Below are 18,493 nucleotides of genomic sequence, written 5' to 3' on the forward strand. Positions count from 1 at the left end.
GTACAAATATTGAAAATTTAAAAACTAATGGTGTTTACACTCAATTAAAAGATTTAGAAAACTTACTAGAAATAGAACTTAACAATATGTATTTAAGTTTAAATAAGAAAATTTTATGTTGTGATGAAACAGATGAATTAAACCATATTAATGTAAATATAAGCAAGTTAAAAGAAATATTAAATATTGAATATTTAATAAAAGAAGAAAACAATCAATATAAAGAAATAGCTTTTCTAAGTAAACTTAAAAAGACAAAAAATTATGAAACAAATGTGTACTTAATTATAGATGAAAGGAATAAATTAAGGTCAAATTTATTAAATTATTTAGATAATCAATTAAACAGTATAGAAAAGGATATAATTAATAAATCCACCAAAGCATTTAGAAGAAAATATACAGATTATATGATAATAAAAGAACATTTAAGGCAAGTTAATGATATCGATAATATTTTAAAAAAATGGGGGGATTATGTTGGGTAACTTAAATAATTGTATTGAAGAAGCTAGATGTACTTTTATAGAATCTCCAGTTAGAAATTATTTAATTAAAGAAAAAAATATACCTTTTAAAAAGATTATTAAACATAACCTAGAAGAAGTAATGAATAATTTTGATATTTTGTTAGAGAAACCATACAGCCAATTAAAATTAGCGATTATGGGAGAAGTTAAATCAGGAAAATCTACATTAGTTAACGCTATTGTAGGAAGAGAGGTATCTGAGGTAGATGTATTAGAAGCTACATCATCGATTATAAATATTTTTTACAATGAAGAAGAAACTTATGATATAGACCAAAACTGCATAAATATAGGTATAAATTCAGATGTATTAAAGGATATTAGCATAGTGGATACGCCTGGATTAAAAAGTATTACATCAGAAAATGAAAATAAATCTATAAAATATATACAAAATGCCGATATAATATTATATGTTTTTGATTCAACTCACATAGGGCAAGAAGATATAAAAGATGCTGTAGAATTAATTGCATCTTATGGGAAACCTATAGTTGGAGTGTTAAACAAAGGAGATTTGCTGCATGATAATCATCAAGAAGTTTTAGATTATATAGAAGATGAATATGATCTATATATAGATAAATTTTTTATAATATCATCTCATCTAGAATATCAAAATAATATAATAAAAAATGCCGTAGCGAAAGAACATGATTTAGTATCAGAATACTCGGATGAATTAAAAAGAAACTTTGTATCATTAATAGAATTTTTAAAAAGTATTAGAACTAGTAATGATGAAATAAAACTTCAAAGTGTAAACTCATCGATAGAAGCCTTAAAACACAAAGAAAAGGTATATCATTATGAATACTTAAAGTCATTAGAAATGCTATCACAAGAATTATCAAATCATAAAAATTTATTAAATGGAAAGTTTGATTATATACAAGCTAAAATGGAATTTGAGATAAATGAGTGGTTGGATAAAAGCTTTTTAGAAGATGAAATACATCGAATAAATAAAAATACGGATATAGCTAGAGAATATATGAATGATAGCTATATAAATAATGTCATAAATAATGAAAAGGTAAAATTGGATGAATTATTTTTTAAAGAGTGGAATGAATGTATAAAAGAAGTTAATAGCATTACTAATAATAAAATAAAAGAGTTTATAAAAGATATAAACTATAGAGATTACAATATAGACTTACCTAAGGTTAAATTAAATGAAGAAGAAATAGATATGAACGAAATGCTAGCAACTATTGGAACAGGAGCTTTACTTGGAGCTACATCTGGTAGTGCACTAGCTGTATATGCAGCTGCTTTATCTGCGTCTGCTCCAAGCGTAACAATAGGGGCAGCTATGCTTACTTATTGTCCACCACTACTTTTAGCAGGTACGGTAACTGGAGGAATTGGAAAAGTATTATATGATAAGTTAAAACAAGATCAGATGAATAAAGATATAATAGAAGATATAGAAAGCTTCAAAGATAATATAAAATTTGAGATAAAAAATATATTAATAGATATATACGAAAAAGCTAGCAAAGAAATTATAAGAATAGATCAAGGAATATTTGAAAATTCAAAAGATGTGTGTATGAATGAATACGAAATAGAAGAGTTTCAAGCTGATTTGAAGGAATATATAGATAAACTTTAACAAAAAAAGCGTTAATTAAACTTAATTAACGCTTTTTTTAGGCTAACATTTATTATATATTTTATATAATGAAAATGCTATATTATCTGTAATTTTATTAAACCCTGTATCATATGCTAAAATATTGTTTCTTATGTAAAATGAATTAAAATCAAGTTTGTTTTTTATAGCTAAATTGGATATATAACTATACCTTATACAAACCATAGATAAAAAATATATTAAAAAAATCATAAAAGAAATTAAAAAAAATATAGACATATAGAAACCCCCCCACAAAGTTTATAAATATATGTTCCTATACTTAAATTGTACAACCTATAGTCTGAAATTTCAAAGAATTAATAAATACAATATGCGAGAAAAAATTATATAAATCCCTAAAGTTCAAAACTATAATAACTAAATTATAATTATGATTATAAAATATGGGGTAAAAATATAATATTGATATATTTAGTCTAGCTATGATATGATAGTAAATATAGTACTGTTTAAAACACAGTAGTTAGAAAGTTTAGTAAAAGAGGTGGAGAGGTTGGAGTTTAGGTCATTAGTTGAAGAGTTTATAATAAACTATGGATTAATTAGTATTTTTATTGTAGTAGCATTAGAATATGCAAACCTTCCTCTACCAAGTGAATTAGTTTTACCATTAGTAGGGATATTTGCATTTAAATATGATATGAATTTTGCACAAGTAGTAACTATATCCATATTAGGAGGAATAACTGGATGTATAGTCAATTATTATTTAGGATATAAATTTGGTAAGCCTTTAATTGAAATTATAATAGGTAAGTTTCCTAAGACTGAAAAATCTGTAATGTCGTCATATTCATGGATAAAAAAATACGATAAAATATCTGTAATGATTTCAAGAGTAGTTCCAGTAGCTAGAACATTTATTTCTATAGTAGCTGGAGTTATAAAAATGAATATAATAACTTTTATAATTTACTCAACTATAGGTATTGGAATATGGAACTTAGCTTTAATTTCAGCAGGATACTTGCTAGGACATAAAATACATATTATAACAACTATATTGAAACAGTACTCTTTATTAGTATGCATAATAGCTGTTATATTTACGATAGTTTATATAATAAAAAGTAGAATAAAAAAAACTCATAAAGACACTTAGTGTCTTTTTTTGATTAAAACTAAAGTAATTATGATTATAAAATACATACATATGATATTTAGTTGAGTATTAATTTTTATAAGTGAAAATTTATAATAAATGTGAAATTGGTGAAAGTTTAGACTATTTCTAAATTTTAAAAGTATAGTTATTTCTTCTACAAATTATGATATAATTCTACATAAAATTTAAAATGTAAAAAAATAGGAGAAATGGAAATGAGTAAACTTAAGAAAAAAATCACCATACCACATACATTTACTATAATATTTTTACTTATTGTAGTAATTGCTATTCTTACATGGATTATTCCAAGTGGGGAATTTCAAAGAATAAATGTAGATGGAAGAATGGTGGTAAAACCAGGAACATATAGACAGGTAGCACCAAACCCTCAGGGAATTCAAGATGTGTTCAAAGCTCCTATAGATGGATTTATTGATGCTGCTGAAGTAGTTGGGTTCGTACTTCTTGTAGGAGGTGCTTTTGGAATAGTTAATAAAACAGGAGCTATAGAATCAGGAATTAATCATACGGTTAAAAAACTCAACAAACTACAAGTATTAATAATACCGGTGTCTATGATTTTATTTGGGTTAGGGGGATCTACTTTTGGTATGAATGAAGAAACCCTACCGTTTTATATGATATTTATACCTTTAATGATGAATTTAGGATATGACTCGTTAACAGCTATAAGTACAGTTTTCATAGGTTCTGGAACAGGTGTGATAGCATCCACTATAAATCCATTTTCAGTTGGTATTGCGCAAGCTTTAGCCAATATAACACCTGGATCTGGAATAGGATATAGAAGTTTAATTTTTGTGGCATTGATGGCGCTTTCAATAAGCTTTGTTATGTTACATGCTCATAAAGTTAAAAGAGACCCTAAAAAGTCGATTGTATATGATTATGATCAAAAAAATAAAGGTGAATTTATTGTAGAGGATTCATCAATAAAGCAGTTTACAAAAAAAGAAGGTATTGTCTTAGCTATATTTATAGGTGGAATGTGTATGATGGTTTATGGGGTTTTAAATTTAGACTGGTACATACCTCAGATAGCTATGATATTTTGTATGATAGGAATTTTTTCAGGCATATTTGGAGGTCTTAAGCAAGATGAAATAGTTGATTCATTTTTAAATGGAGCTTCAGATTTAATATCTGCAGCACTTGCTATTGCATTAGCTCGTGGTATAGTTATAGTAGCTCAGAATGGACATATAATAGATACTTTATTAAATTATTCAGCTGATTTATTAAGTAGACTGCCTAAATTTATATTTATTAATTTATCTTTTGCGTTAGAATCTGTATTGGCATTTTTAATACCGTCATCTTCAGGACTTGCATCACTTACAATACCTGTATTGTCTCCACTTTCAGATTTAGTTGGGGTATCTAGTCAGTTAATAATAACTGCATATCAATTTGGAACGGGTATTATTAATTTAATTACACCTACATCAGGAGTTTTAATGGGAGCATTAGCATTTGCTAAAATACCATGGTCTAAATGGTTAAGATATATCGCTCCGTTAATAGGAGGAATAATTGTAGTGTGTATAGCATTTTTAACAATTGGATTATACATAGGATTTTAATAAAAGTAGCAGCTTATCGATATGATTAAGCTGCTATTTTATTTAAGTGCATAATAAAATTAAATTATAAAAAATATAAATAAATGTTTATTCCTATTAACAAATGTTTATTAGTGTGGTAGAATTACATAATAAATATAAAGTAATGGGGGACTAAATAATGAACAGTATAGAACAAATATTACACTCTATGGATATGCAATATCATGAAAAAAGAGCTAATATGGCAAGATTAGCAGAAGATTCTTTAGCGCCTTTAAAAATAAGCGAAGAAACGAAGTCTTATTTAGATAGAAAAATATTATGTGATATGAATGAAGGTGCTAGACCATATAGACCTAGATACGTATTACCTGACTATGTAAAGTTTATAAAACAAGGTAGTGAGTACTTAGATATACAGCCACCAAAAGATTTATATGAGGCTGTTAATGCAATGTTAATACTTTATAAATATGTACCATCTATAACTGGGTATCCTGTTTATGTAGGGCAAATAGACGATGTATTAGAACCATTTATGGATACTGTAAGTGAAAAAGAAGCTTACAATCTAATAAAAATGCTACTTATAAATATAGATAGAACGTTACCTGATGCATTTGTTCATATGAATATAGGACCAAAAGATAGCAGAGTGGGAAGGCTAGTAATACAAATAGAAAGAGAACTTAGAAAAGCTATACCTAATGTTACTTTAAAGTGTAGTGAAGAAACTCCAGATGATCTTATAAAGTATGGTATAGAATCAGCTCTTGAAAATATAAAACCATATTTTGTAAATCATAAATTAATGACTAATGATTTAGGGGAAGATTATGGTGTAGTTAGTTGTTATAACTCACTTAGAATAGGTGGTGGAGCACATACACTAACTAGATTAAATTTAAAAGCATTAGCAGAAGAAAGTAAAGATTATGAAGATTTTATGAATGTACAACTTCCGAAGGCAGTAAAATCACTATCAGAACTTACAAATGCTAGAATCAAATATTTAGTTGAAGATGTTAAGTTCTTTGAAAGTTCATTCTTAGCAAAAGAGGGGTTAATAGATTTAAATAAATTTACATCTATGCCAGCTATATATGGAACTTTTGAATGTGTTGAAATATTTACAGGAAAACAAATGGGTCATGATGAAAGAGCTAATGATGTAGCAGAAGAAATATGCAAACGATTTGCTGAATTAGTTAGAAATGAAGATGCGCTATATTGTGGCGGGACAAAAGGTAAGCATGGAGTCCATGCACAAGGGGGATTAGAATCGGACACAGATACAACTCCAGCAATTAGAATTAAGTATGGATGCGAGCCTGATATATTTGATCATATTAATTTATCAGGAAAACTTCACAAGTATTTTGATACAGGGTGTAGTGATATATATTTATTTGATGAAACTGCAAAAAATAATATAGATGGAATGCTTAGAGTTGTAAAAGGAGCTCTTGAAAATGGAATAAGAGTATTATCTATAAACAGTGATTCTTCAGAATTCGTAAGAATAACTGGATACTTAGTTAAAAAGACTGATATAAATAAATTTAATGAAGGCAAAAACTTAAGAGAAGACTCAGTTGTTTTAGGTGCATTAAGTATGAAAAATGGAATTGAAGAAAGAAAGGTAAGAACTGTTTAATGAAAGCTCCTGTTAATAAAATTATAAATATGAGTTTTATAGACGGCCCTGGATGTAGGATAAGTATATTTTTGCAAGGCTGCAATATGGAGTGTATATATTGTCACAATCCAGAAACTCAAAATATTTGCTTTTCATGCAAAGAGTGTATAGATGTATGCAAGGCAGGGGCGCTTACATTTGAAGGTAAAATAAAATATGATAAAAATAAATGCATAAATTGTGATGAATGTATAGGTGTGTGTAAGAAATTTGCTTCACCTAAAATTACTTATTACGATACAACTGAACTATTTAACTATATCAATAAATATAAAAACCTTATAGATGGTATTACGTTTTCTGGAGGAGAGTGTACTATTTATAGTGACTTTATAGTAGAATTTGCTGATATTATTCATGAAAAAACAAATCTAAATGTTTTTGTTGATACAAATGGAAATGTAAAAGAAAAAGATATTGATAAGCTTATAGAACATGTAGATGGATTTATGTTTGACTTAAAGGCGTTTAAAGGGGATACTCATATCAAGGTTACAGGAATAGAAAGTAATATAGTTTTTAATAATATAAATAAATGTGCTAAGACTGGAAAACTATATGAAATAAGAACTGTATTAATCGAAAATATAAATGATGATTGGGATACATTTATAGATGAGGTTGAATATATAAAAAATTTAAATGGATATACTAAATTTAAATTAATACCGTTTAGGAAATATGGAGTAAAAGGAGAACTTTCTAATTTTAGAGATTATCCGAAAGAAAAATACATGAAATACCATGAAAAAGCGAAAGAAGTATTAAAAGAAAGAATGATAAACCCTATTATTTAATATAATGAATATATATGTAAACCTAGGTAACAAATTGTTATCTAGGTTTTTTTTATGCAATAAAATAGAGTACGAAAGCTTGGAATTAGCGAAGGACATACATTTATAAAAATAGAAAACTAATTACATGAATAAATGTATGGGGGGATAATATGAAAGAAAAGGTTATAGAAAAAACTATTGAATGGGCAAAGGTTATAACGTTAGCTATATGTATGGGGCTTATAGTTACATACTTTATTGTACCTACAGTTGTAAGTGGAGAATCCATGTATCCAACTTTAAATACTAAGGATTACTTGATAATAAATAAGTTAGCATATAAAACTGGAAATCCAAATAGAGGAGACATAGTAGTATTTAAAACTGATTTGAAAAGTAGGGATGGAGAGAAAAAAAGTTTAGTGAAAAGAATTATAGGACTTCCAAATGATCATTTAGTAATCAAAAGTGGGCAAGTTTATATAAATGATAAACTAATAGATGAACCTTATTTAGAAGATACTTACACAGCTGGAGATATAGATATAAAAATACCAAGTGACAGCTATTTTGCTATGGGTGATAATAGATTAGTAAGTAAAGATAGTAGAGATTCTGACGTTGGAGTTGTGAATAAGAATGAAATAGTTGGTGAAGTAAGTATGAGATTGTTTCCATTTAAAGAAGTTGGGACTATTGGATAATTTGTAATATTAAAGTGCGTACCATAATACATATGTATTATAGTACGCATATTTTATTTGTAAATAAAATAATAAGAAATGCTTAATAAAAAAGTCTTAAAAGGAAGAAACACTAATAAAAATAGTAAAAAATGTTAAAAAGGCTTTAGAAATTAAACAAAACAATATATAATGTAATTGAGGTAAAATTTTAAATTGGGTATATATTTATAAAATTAGGAGTGTGAGGATATAGTGAATCAGTTAAAAATAACTGAAACAGCATTAAGGGATGGGCATCAGTCTTTAATTGCTACAAGGTTAACCACAGAAGAAATACTACCTATATTGGAAACTATGGACAAGGTAGGATATCACTCTATGGAAGTTTGGGGTGGAGCGACGTTTGATGCATGCATACGTTTTCTAAACGAAGACCCATGGGAAAGATTAAGGGAAATAAGAAAAAGAGTAAAAAATACTAAACTACAAATGCTTTTAAGAGGACAAAATCTTCTTGGATATAGAAACTATGCAGATGACCTAGTTGATAAATTTATTAAACTTTCGCTGGAAAACGGTATCGATATAATAAGAGTATTTGATGCGTTAAATGATGTTAGAAATATCGAAGCATCTGTGAAAGCTATCAAAAAATATGGTGGGCATTGCCAGTGTGCAATTTCTTACACTACAAGTGATGTTCATACAACAGAGTATTACTTAGGTCTTTTAAAGGACATGGAATCTATGGGGGCAGATTCTATATGTATAAAAGATATGGCTGGAGTTTTAACTCCGTATAACGCTTATGAGCTAGTCAAAAAGATGAAATCTATAAGTAACCTGCCAATAGAATTACATACGCATTGTACTAGTGGGATAGCGGATATGATATATATGAAAGCTGTTGAGGCTGGAGTAGATATAATAGATACCGCAATATCTCCATTTTCGGGAGGAACATCTCAACCTCCAACAGAATCCTTAGCTGTAACATTTAGTGAAATGGAAAGAAATCCAGGATTAAATATGGAAGCTTTACTAGAAGTTGCAGAATACTTTAAACCTATAAGAGATAAATATATGGAACAAGGTACTTTAAATCCAAAAGTGCTATTGACAGAGCCTCAAACTTTAAATTATAAGGTTCCAGGTGGAATGCTTTCTAATTTACTTTCTCAGTTAAAGCAACAAAATGCAACTGAAAAATACGAAGATGTATTAAAAGAAGTTCCAAGAGTTAGAGCAGATCTTGGATACCCTCCATTAGTTACGCCTATGAGTCAAATGGTAGGAACTCAAGCTTTATTCAATGTATTAACTGGAGAGAGATATAAACTAGTTCCAAAAGAAATAAAAGATTATGTAAAAGGACAATATGGAAAAGCTCCAGCACCTATAGATAAAGATATTAAGAAAAAAATAATAGGTGAAGAAGAAGTTATAACTATAAGACCAGCAGATCTTTTAGAACCAGAATTTGAAAAGATAAAGTCTGAAGCTGGAAAATTAGCTAAGTGTGATGAAGATGTATTAACATATGCATTATTCCCACAAGTAGCACCGAACTTCTTAGAAAATAAATACAATCCAAAAAAAGAAGAAGAGTTAAGTGAAGAAAATAAAATTCACTATATAACAGTAACTATGTAGAAAATGGGTGATAATTAATGTTTGGTAATGAAATAAGTATAATGGAAGCTATCAATATAACTATATCTAGTATGACTATAGTATTTTTAACTTTAATATTGATATCTCTTGTATTATCTTCGTTTAAATATATATTTAAAGCAAAATCACAAGTAAAAACAGTTATTAAAAAAGAAGTAGAAAAAGAGCAAATAGCTTTTGATGAAGATGATGAAGAAGATAGAGTAGTAGTTGCACTTGCAGCATCTATAATGGCAGGTGAAGGAAAAATAAATCCTAATCTTCATGTAAAGAGAATAACAAGAATAAAATAATAGCTATAATAATGAATTTTTTAAGGGAGAGATAAAAATGAGCGCTAAAACATATCACATAACATTAAATGGAAAAGTTTATGAAGTTGAGATTGAAGAAGTAAAAAAAGGAGAAAGACCACAGCCTACAATTCAAGAGAAAGCACCACAAACTAAGAAGGAAGTTCAAGTTGCAGGTTCAGGAGAAGCTATAGATGCTCCAATGCCAGGAACTATAGTAAATATAATGGTTAGTAATGGTGACAAAGTAAAGAAAGGCCAAGTTATAGCTATACTTGAAGCTATGAAAATGGAAAATGAAATAGTAGCTCCAATAGATGGAACAGTTATTTCTGTTGATGTTGAAAAAGGTCAAAATGTAAATCTTGGGGATAGCTTATTACAAATAGGATAATCGTATAGAAAATAGGGGGCGTTACTGTGTTAGAAATGTTACAGACTTTCTTTGCAAACACTGGATTTGCAATAGTAGATTATAGACAAATAATAATGATTTTAATAGCATGTGTATTTTTATACTTAGCTATAGCAAAGGGGTATGAACCATATCTTTTAATACCTATATCTATAGGTATGCTTCTTGCGAATATGCCAGGAGTTGACTTAATGAAAGCAGCTACCGATTCGGAAAATGGAGGACTTTTATATTACTTATATCAAGGAACAAAATTAGGAATTTATCCACCTCTAATATTTTTATGCATAGGTGCAAGTACAGATTTTGGCCCGATAATTGCAAATCCTAAAACACTTTTACTAGGAGCAGCAGCTCAATTTGGTGTATTCTTTGCATTTATGGGAGCTATATTATTAGGATTTACAGGCCCAGAATCGGCATCTATAGGTATAATTGGGGGAGCGGATGGTCCAACAGCGATATATTTAACAGGAAAATTAGCGCCACATCTATTAGGAACTATAGCTCTTGCAGCATATTCTTATATGGCACTAGTTCCAGTTATACAACCTCCAATAATAAAAGCTCTAACTACTAAAGAAGAACGTATGGTAAAAATGGAGCAATTAAGACCTGTTTCAAAAACAGAGAAAATAATATTTCCAATAGTTATAATGATATTAGTTATAGGCTTATTGCCAACAGCAGCACCTCTTATAGGTATGCTTATGTTTGGAAACTTAATAAAAGAAAGTGGAGTAGTACCAAAGTTAGTTGAAACTGCAACAGGACCTATGCTATACATAATAACTATAATATTAGGATTAACTGTTGGAGCGACAGCAAATGCAGAGACATTTTTAACTTCACAAACGTTAGGAATAACTGCTATGGGACTTGTAGCATTTGCAGTAGGAACAGCAGCAGGAGTTTTATTTGGTAAAATAATGTACAAAGTAAGCGGAGGAAAGGTTAATCCAATGATAGGAGCAGCAGGAGTTTCAGCAGTTCCTATGGCAGCAAGAGTTGTTCAAAAGGTTGGTCAAAAAGAAAATCCTTCAAACTTCTTACTTATGCATGCAATGGGACCTAATGTTGCAGGAGTTATAGGATCAGCTGTAGCAGCAGGAGTTTTATTACAATTATTTGTTAAATAATAAAAATAAAAGCTATTTTGATATAAGATATGAGTTCTAGCTTTAGAGCTTCTTATATTGAAATAGCTTTTTAGCTGTAGTTATCGTTAACTTAAAAATTTAAATAGTTGACAAAAAGGTTTTAATCTATGTACAATAAAAATGTAAACTACTTAAATTATAAGGTTAACTAATAAGGAGGATATATGAAACTAAACACTAAAGAATTAATAATTTGTGCCATGTTTGCAAGCATAACAGCTATTTTAGCTCAAATTGCAATACCACTTCCATTTTCAACAGTTCCACTTACTATGCAAGTATTTGCAGTAACAATAAGCGGAGTAATACTTGGGGCAAAAAAAGGATTTGTAACTCAGGTTATATATATATTATTGGGAGCTATAGGAATGCCCGTATTTGCACAAATGAGCGGAGGAGCTGGCATATTATTTGGATATACAGGTGGGTTTATAATGGCTTTTCCATTAATGGCATTATTAATAGGATATGTAAGCGATAAATATGACACTATATTACCTATAATGATAGCTATGATTGTGTCTCTTATGATAAATTATACCATAGGAACATTATGGTATTCATTTGTAGCTGGAGTTGGATTTATGGAAGGATTTGTGGTGTGTGTAGCACCTTTTATAGTGGTAGACTTATTTAAAGTAGCACTAGCTACTACTATTGGAATTAATGTAAAAAGAAGAATTAAAAAAGAGGCATTTTTATGTTAGAAATTAGACCTCACCACTTTTTTTGTATGAAAGCTTTCATAGGAAGAGGTTACAGTAAAGACTTTACTGATAATATGACAGATATTATTTTAAGTTTAAATAAATCTAAAAATCAAGATATAAAAATTACTCCTAGCTTAGATAGTGTATGTTGTAAATGTCCTAATAATATAGATTATAAGTTTTGTACTACAGATAAAGAAGTAATTGAAATGGATAAAAAGATAATGAATTATTTCAATATAGAAGAAGGCATATATAAATATGAAAAAATTGAAAATTTGATATATAATAATATAAGTGAAGAGATAATTGAAGAAGTTTGCAAAAGTTGTAGTTGGTATAAAAAGACAAACTGTAAAGAACTTATACTATTAAAATCAAAAGGAGAACTTTTAGTAAATGGTAAGTAGTACATTTAATACAAATGAAATAATAACTATTGTTATGGCTATGATTGAAGATATAAAAAATGAATCAATTTATGGTATAGAAAGTGATGAATTAAATATACCTAATGATATAAGTGAAAAAATAGATAATCTAGGAGATATAGAATGTGAAAAATTCTTTAGCTTACTAGATGAAATATCTAATAGAGTATATAATTTGAAAAATGGAGAGCTTCATGAATTAAATATTATTCATAAGGAAATTATTGAATTTTCAAGTGTTTATCTTAAAGAATATATGGTTTAAAATAAAAGTGTTATCTAAAATATTTTAGATAACACTTTTATTTTATATGTTTAAATATAGAAAAAATCTATTCTTTATAATAATATATACATATAAATAGTATGGAGGAAAAATTATGAAGATCCTTGTGGTAGAAGATAATTTAAGTTTATTAAAAAGTATTAAAAAAGAATTAGAAAATCACTTTCAAGTTGAGTGTACAGGTAATGGTGAAGATGCATATTTTCTTATAAAGCAAAATATTTATGATCTTGTAGTATTAGATTTAATGCTTCCTGGAATGGATGGAATTCAGATATTAGAAAAAATACGTAAAGAAAATGAAGATGTATTAGTTTTAATTTTAACAGCAAAAGAAAGTTTAGATGATAAAGTTAAAGCATTTATGTTAGGTGCTAATGATTATCTAACTAAACCATTTTATATGGAAGAATTAGTAGCTAGAATATATGCAATGTTAAGAACTAAAGGTAAAATTGATAGTAAAAATACTTTAGAATTTAAAGGGTTAAAGCTTGATTTAAATAAAAAAATTGTAACTATAGATGACAATGAGATAGAAATTCCAAATAAACAATTCAATTTATTAGAATATTTACTTTTAAATAAAGGAACGATATTGTTAAAAGAGCAAATTTTTGATAGAATTTGGGGAATGGAAAGTGACTCAACTATAGATATAGTGGAAGTATACATAAGTAATCTTAGGAAAAAGCTAAGTAAATATGGGTATCATAAATACATAATCACAAAACGAAGAGTGGGGTATATGTTTGATGATAAATAATGATATTTTATATAGTACTAGAAAAAACCTTATAAAAATAAATATAGCTGTTGTTGGTAGCTTTTTAATAATATTTTCACTTTGTATATATAGTTATTTTAAGGTTCAAACATATAATAATGTAGATACACACTTAAAAGAAGAATTAGAATATATAGGAATGCAACTGGATGTGAATAATTTATATTCTACGCCTAAACTATTAGATCCTAAAAATATGGTATATATATACAAAGATAGTAAGGTGAAATTCTTTACTCCAAATGGTTATTTTAAAGATTCTATACCATATAATAACAGTAATGGATTAGGGTTTAATACCTATAAACATAACTCATATACATTTAGAGAGCTTAAATTCAATGTAAATGGATATACAATTCAAATTATAAGAAATATAGATTCTGAAATGGGACTTTTAAACAAACTATTAGTTATATTTTTTATAGGAACAGTTTTAGCTATAGTAACAACTTATTTCATAGCTTTATACTTAACAAAAAAAGCACTTGTTCCAATTGAAAAAACATGGAGTAATCAAGTGAAATTTATACAAGATGCATCTCACGAACTGAGAACACCTATAACTATAATTTCATCTAAGCTAGAAAGCTTATTAAAAAATCCTGAAAACTCTATAAGTGATGAAATTGAAACTATTGCAGATGCGATGAAAGAAAATAGAAGATTAAAAAAAATGGTAAACGATTTACTAGATTTAACTAAAGAAGAAAGTATAACCAAATTGAATCTAGAGGAATTTGATGTATATGAATTAATAAAAAATATAAGTAATGACTATATGGAAATTTCAGATATACATGAAAAGAAATTTAGTTATAGTTTTAATGGAAATAATCCTTTTATAGTAAGTGACAAATGCAAGTTAAGACAATTATTAATAATTTTTATTGATAATGCATTTAAATATACAAATGAAGGTGACAATATAAATATAAGTGTAAATAATAAAGAAAATATATGCATCATATCTATAAGAGATAGTGGAATAGGAATTGATGAAAAAGATATAAATTTAGTTTTTGATAGATTTTTTAGAAGTGATGCTGTAAGAGAAAGTGGAATTGATGGATCGGGAATAGGTCTTAGTATTGCCAATATGATTGTAAAGAGTTTAAAAGGAAATATAAAAGTTTATTCTAAACTAAATGAGGGCACAGAATTTAATATAACTTTACCGAAAAAGCTAAAAAATAATTGATTTAGAAAACAGTGTATGGGTATAATTAGAATATCTTAATAAGAGTAATTAATTTACAGAAATGTGATAAAGTTACAGAATAAAAGTTCTTTATAAAATATAATATAATAAAGAATTAAATAGTAAAAATTAAAATAAATATATAGATATATTAGGAGGAAAATATTATGGCTAAAATAATAAATACAGGGAATTTTAGAGGTGCAGTAGAAGATAATCAAGGTGTTGTAGTTGTAGACTTTTTTGCAACATGGTGTGGACCTTGCAAAATGTTAGCTCCAGTATTTGAAAGTGTTTCAGAAGAATTAAATAATGCTAAATTTGTAAAGGTTGACATAGATGAAAGTTTAGAATTAGCTCAAAAATTTGGAATATCAACAGTTCCAACTATGATGATATTTAAAGATGGTAAAGTAGTTGATAAATTAGTTGGATTTATGCCAAAAGAAAGTTTAAAAGCTAAAGTAGAAGCTCATTTATAAAATTTATTAAATGATTGGACTTATTAGGGTGCTAAGTTATATTAGCACCCTAAATTACATATATTTAATGGGTAAATAATTTGAAAGAAGGTGGATTTAATGAGATATGATATAGCTGTAATAGGAAGCGGTCCAGCAGGAATATCTGCAGCAATAAATGGAACGATAAGAAATAAAAAAGTAATTTTATTTGGAAATGATGATTTAAGTGCTAAATTAGTTAAAGCTCCATCAATAGATAATTACTTAGGATTTTATGATATAAGTGGAAATGATTTAAAGGATAAATTTAAACAACATTTAGAAGATATGAATATTGAAATTACTAAGTTAAAAATAAATAATGTATATGCTATGGGAGAGTATTTTACATTAATGGCTGGAGATGAAATGGTTGAAGCTAGCACTGTTATAATAGCAACAGGCGTTGAATATGGAAAGCCTATAAAAGGTGAAGAAGAATTTTTAGGAAAAGGTGTAGGATATTGCGCAACTTGTGATGCACCATTATATAGAGATAAAAATGTTGCAGTAATAGGTTATAATCATGAGGCTGAAGAAGATGCAAACTTCTTGAGTGAAATTGCGGCTAAAACATATTTTATACCTATGCATAAAAATGAACTTAATTTAAATGAAGATATAGATGTTATAAAAGATTTTCCACTTGAGATACAAGGTGATAATTTAGTTAATAAATTGAAGCTTAGAAATCAAGAATTAGATGTTGATGGTGTATTTGTTATGAAAGATAGTGCTTCTCCAAAGGCTTTAGTACCAGGAATAGAAACTGAAGGAGTACATATAAAAGTTAATATAAATATGGAAACTAATATACCAGGATGCTATGCTTGTGGGGATTGTGCAGGTAAGCCATATCAGTATTTAAAATCAGCAGGTCAAGGTCAAATAGCTGCACTTAATGCAGTTAGCTATTTGGATAAAAAGAAGAGAGAAAGCCTAAAATAAAAATACAGAAAACCTCCTTTTATTTTTAAAGGAGGTTTTTATAATTTAATCATTTAATATTTTTTTATTTTTTAAGTTGATTGCAATTATAATTGCGCAAATAGTTAAAACTATAGTTGCGCATATTCCAGCTTCTGGACCGAAAATTCCACCAGATACAATTTCACTTCCTCTTAATTTTAAATCAAAAATAGAACCTATTAAAGCCTTACCTCCGCTAACCTCGAATCCAAAAACATTTCCTTGAGAAAAATTCCAAGCTGCATGAATTCCACATACTCCCCATAAATCATTTGTCTTTATTACATACATACCTAAAAATAATCCAACTAAAATTATATTAAGTACAGCAATAAATGTTATACCTGGATTAGCTAAATGAACAACGCCAAAGAACACTGAAGATACTATTAGGCCTACTACCGGAGTATATTTTGCTCCTAAAACATTCATAAGCCAGCCTCTAATAACTATTTCTTCATTGGCACTTTGAATCATCCAAGCTGGAATGATTAGTAAAACATTTGATAAGGCAAGAGTTCCGATTGCTTGTCTTGGAGTATTTTCCACAGTAACAGAACCAAATAAGTATAATAAAGCTACAGTTGAAGTCATCATCACAAGACCTATAAAAAATCCTTTTAGATATTTTATAATGAAATTATTGCTGGCAAAACCTATAGAAGAAAATTTTCGCTTTTCAATAAACTTAACCCACAAAAATACCATTAATATAGTTGGTAAAGTTAGCAGTATATGTTCTAAAAATAAATTAGCAAAATTAGGACTTAAGTTCAAAATAGAAGATAAATTATCAAATTGGTTATATATAACAGGTATTAAAAATCCTCCTAAAATTTGACCAAATATGATCATTAAAAGTGCTAATATTGGACCTAGAATGATATTTGCTAAATATCTACTTTCTTTTGCTTCAATAAATAGATTGTTCTTTGGTAAAAACAAATCTATCACCTCCTATTGTTAATATTTGTATATAAACTTATAATATGCTTTGATTTAACAAATTTTAAAACTTTATTAAATTAGAAAAATATTATAGTAGAAATAAAAAAACATATGTGCTATTATAATTAATACCAGGTGATAATACTTTGTTATTATATCAAAACATAATACAAGAAAGCATTATACTTGTAAAGTTCTAGTTTTGGAGGAATTTAAATGAGTAATATAAAATTGGTATGTGACAGTTTGTCGGATATACCTAAAGAATTGATAAAAACATATGATATACATATAGTTCCATTAACTGTTATATTTGATAATAAAGAGTACATTGATGGAGTTGATTTAAGCAAAGAAGAGTTTTATAAAATGTTAAGAAATAGTGAAAATATGACTAAAACATCTCAATGTACATATATACAATTTTTAGATACTTTTAAAAAATATATAAGTCAAGGTAAAGATATACTTTATATAGGAGGTTCATCAGCTGCATCGGGAACATTACAAAGTGCAACTATGGCAAAAAACGACTTAGATGGAGAGATATATATATTTGATACACAAAATTTATCTATAGGGAGTTCTTGTTTTGTTTTATCAGCAGCAGAAATGATTGAAAATGGAGAATCTATAGATAATATAATTAATCATCTAGAAGAAATTAAGAAAGGTATAAATATATTTTTTACTGTAGACACATTAGATTATTTACAAAAGGGCGGAAGGCTATCTTTAGCAAAGGCAACTATAGGAAATATGTTGAATATAAAGCCGATCCTTTCTGTAGAAGACGGTATTGTAAAGCCTGCAGGGCAAGTAAGAGGAAAAAAGCAAGTTTTAAGTAAAATAATAAATACAATAAAAGAAAATATAGGAAGTGATTTAAGCAAAAAAAGAGTAATGCTTACTTATGGAGATAATGAACTTGAGCTTATTTCATTTAAAGAAAGAATAGAAGAAGAATTCGATGTAAGTAATATAATAGTTGAAAATGTTAGTTCAAGTATATGCTCACATACAGGACCTGGCATAATAGGTATAGTTTGTGCTGATATATAA

21 protein-coding genes are annotated in these 18,493 nt (G+C 27.7%); 19 read left to right on the top strand and 2 right to left on the bottom strand.

Features of this window, described 5'->3' with window-relative positions:
- Positions 1–488 (top strand): hypothetical protein (locus RWY47_RS06270; RefSeq protein ID WP_316030276.1); only part of this gene is annotated, 488 nt, incomplete at its 5' end.
- Positions 481–2,151, top strand: coding sequence for a dynamin family protein (locus RWY47_RS06275; protein WP_224170429.1), 1,671 nt, complete (start codon positions 481–483; stop codon positions 2,149–2,151). The genes RWY47_RS06270 and RWY47_RS06275, both read left to right, overlap by 8 nt.
- 42 nt (positions 2,152–2,193) lie before the next feature.
- Here the strand turns inward: RWY47_RS06275 and RWY47_RS06280 are convergent, their stop codons facing one another.
- The gene (locus RWY47_RS06280; RefSeq protein ID WP_150887157.1) at positions 2,194–2,412 is read right to left on the bottom strand and encodes a hypothetical protein; all 219 of its coding nucleotides are present in this window, start codon (positions 2,410–2,412) and stop codon (positions 2,194–2,196) included.
- A gap of 277 nt (positions 2,413–2,689) precedes the next feature.
- On the opposite strand from RWY47_RS06280, the gene RWY47_RS06285 reads away from it, so the two are divergent.
- The 16 genes from RWY47_RS06285 (at position 2,690) to RWY47_RS06360 (ending at position 16,462) form a co-directional block, all read left to right on the top strand.
- Positions 2,690–3,298, top strand: a complete 609-nt coding sequence (locus RWY47_RS06285) for a DedA family protein (protein WP_224170430.1) — start codon at positions 2,690–2,692, stop codon at positions 3,296–3,298.
- A 218-nt stretch (positions 3,299–3,516) separates the two neighbouring features.
- A complete protein-coding gene (locus tag RWY47_RS06290) occupies positions 3,517–4,908 on the top strand; it encodes a YfcC family protein (RefSeq protein WP_021429525.1) in 1,392 nt (463 codons plus the stop codon).
- Positions 4,909–5,068: 160 nt separating this feature from the next.
- The gene (locus RWY47_RS06295; RefSeq protein WP_021429478.1) at positions 5,069–6,547 is read left to right on the top strand and encodes a YjjI family glycine radical enzyme; all 1,479 of its coding nucleotides are present in this window, start codon (positions 5,069–5,071) and stop codon (positions 6,545–6,547) included.
- Positions 6,547–7,386: a YjjW family glycine radical enzyme activase gene (locus RWY47_RS06300; protein WP_021429488.1), complete on the top strand. Its 840-nt coding sequence runs from the start codon at positions 6,547–6,549 to the stop codon at positions 7,384–7,386. Before RWY47_RS06295 ends, RWY47_RS06300 begins: the two co-directional genes overlap by 1 nt.
- A gap of 152 nt (positions 7,387–7,538) precedes the next feature.
- Positions 7,539–8,072, top strand: coding sequence for a signal peptidase I (lepB, locus tag RWY47_RS06305; protein ID WP_025162738.1), 534 nt, complete (start codon positions 7,539–7,541; stop codon positions 8,070–8,072).
- A gap of 234 nt (positions 8,073–8,306) precedes the next feature.
- The gene (locus RWY47_RS06310; RefSeq protein WP_021429473.1) at positions 8,307–9,707 is read left to right on the top strand and encodes an oxaloacetate decarboxylase subunit alpha; all 1,401 of its coding nucleotides are present in this window, start codon (positions 8,307–8,309) and stop codon (positions 9,705–9,707) included.
- Positions 9,708–9,724: 17 nt separating this feature from the next.
- Entirely contained in the window at positions 9,725–10,021 is a 297-nt protein-coding gene (locus RWY47_RS06315; RefSeq protein WP_150843120.1) for an OadG family protein, read from the top strand.
- Positions 10,022–10,058: 37 nt separating this feature from the next.
- Positions 10,059–10,415 (top strand): biotin/lipoyl-containing protein, encoded by a 357-nt coding sequence (locus tag RWY47_RS06320; RefSeq protein WP_150843119.1) that lies wholly within the window; start codon positions 10,059–10,061, stop codon positions 10,413–10,415.
- Positions 10,416–10,450: 35 nt separating this feature from the next.
- Positions 10,451–11,575, top strand: a complete 1,125-nt coding sequence (locus RWY47_RS06325) for a sodium ion-translocating decarboxylase subunit beta (RefSeq protein WP_035115600.1) — start codon at positions 10,451–10,453, stop codon at positions 11,573–11,575.
- 185 nt (positions 11,576–11,760) lie between these two features.
- Positions 11,761–12,303, top strand: coding sequence for a biotin transporter BioY (locus tag RWY47_RS06330; protein WP_150843118.1), 543 nt, complete (start codon positions 11,761–11,763; stop codon positions 12,301–12,303).
- The gene (locus RWY47_RS06335; RefSeq protein WP_150843117.1) at positions 12,297–12,716 is read left to right on the top strand and encodes a DUF1284 domain-containing protein; all 420 of its coding nucleotides are present in this window, start codon (positions 12,297–12,299) and stop codon (positions 12,714–12,716) included. The genes RWY47_RS06330 and RWY47_RS06335 overlap by 7 nt, the downstream gene beginning before the upstream one ends.
- Entirely contained in the window at positions 12,706–13,002 is a 297-nt protein-coding gene (locus RWY47_RS06340) for a hypothetical protein (RefSeq protein WP_053831522.1), read from the top strand. The genes RWY47_RS06335 and RWY47_RS06340 overlap by 11 nt, the downstream gene beginning before the upstream one ends.
- Positions 13,003–13,117: 115 nt before the next feature.
- Positions 13,118–13,789: a response regulator transcription factor gene (locus tag RWY47_RS06345; protein ID WP_035114899.1), complete on the top strand. Its 672-nt coding sequence runs from the start codon at positions 13,118–13,120 to the stop codon at positions 13,787–13,789.
- Positions 13,779–15,011, top strand: coding sequence for a sensor histidine kinase (locus RWY47_RS06350; RefSeq protein ID WP_025163023.1), 1,233 nt, complete (start codon positions 13,779–13,781; stop codon positions 15,009–15,011). Before RWY47_RS06345 ends, RWY47_RS06350 begins: the two co-directional genes overlap by 11 nt.
- Positions 15,012–15,178: 167 nt before the next feature.
- Positions 15,179–15,493 (top strand): thioredoxin, encoded by a 315-nt coding sequence (gene trxA / locus RWY47_RS06355; protein WP_021433534.1) that lies wholly within the window; start codon positions 15,179–15,181, stop codon positions 15,491–15,493.
- Between the two features lie 99 nt (positions 15,494–15,592).
- Positions 15,593–16,462 (top strand): NAD(P)/FAD-dependent oxidoreductase, encoded by an 870-nt coding sequence (locus RWY47_RS06360; RefSeq protein ID WP_021429511.1) that lies wholly within the window; start codon positions 15,593–15,595, stop codon positions 16,460–16,462.
- Between the two features lie 45 nt (positions 16,463–16,507).
- Here RWY47_RS06360 and RWY47_RS06365 read toward each other — a convergent pair whose 3' ends face one another.
- Positions 16,508–17,428 (bottom strand): CPBP family intramembrane glutamic endopeptidase, encoded by a 921-nt coding sequence (locus RWY47_RS06365; RefSeq protein WP_224170431.1) that lies wholly within the window; start codon positions 17,426–17,428, stop codon positions 16,508–16,510.
- Between the two features lie 219 nt (positions 17,429–17,647).
- Between RWY47_RS06365 and RWY47_RS06370 the strand changes: the two genes are divergently transcribed.
- A complete protein-coding gene (locus RWY47_RS06370) occupies positions 17,648–18,493 on the top strand; it encodes a DegV family protein (RefSeq protein WP_224170432.1) in 846 nt (281 codons plus the stop codon).

Source organism: Paraclostridium sp. MRS3W1, assembly GCF_032465715.1.
Classification (GTDB): domain Bacteria; phylum Bacillota; class Clostridia; order Peptostreptococcales; family Peptostreptococcaceae; genus Paraclostridium; species Paraclostridium dentum.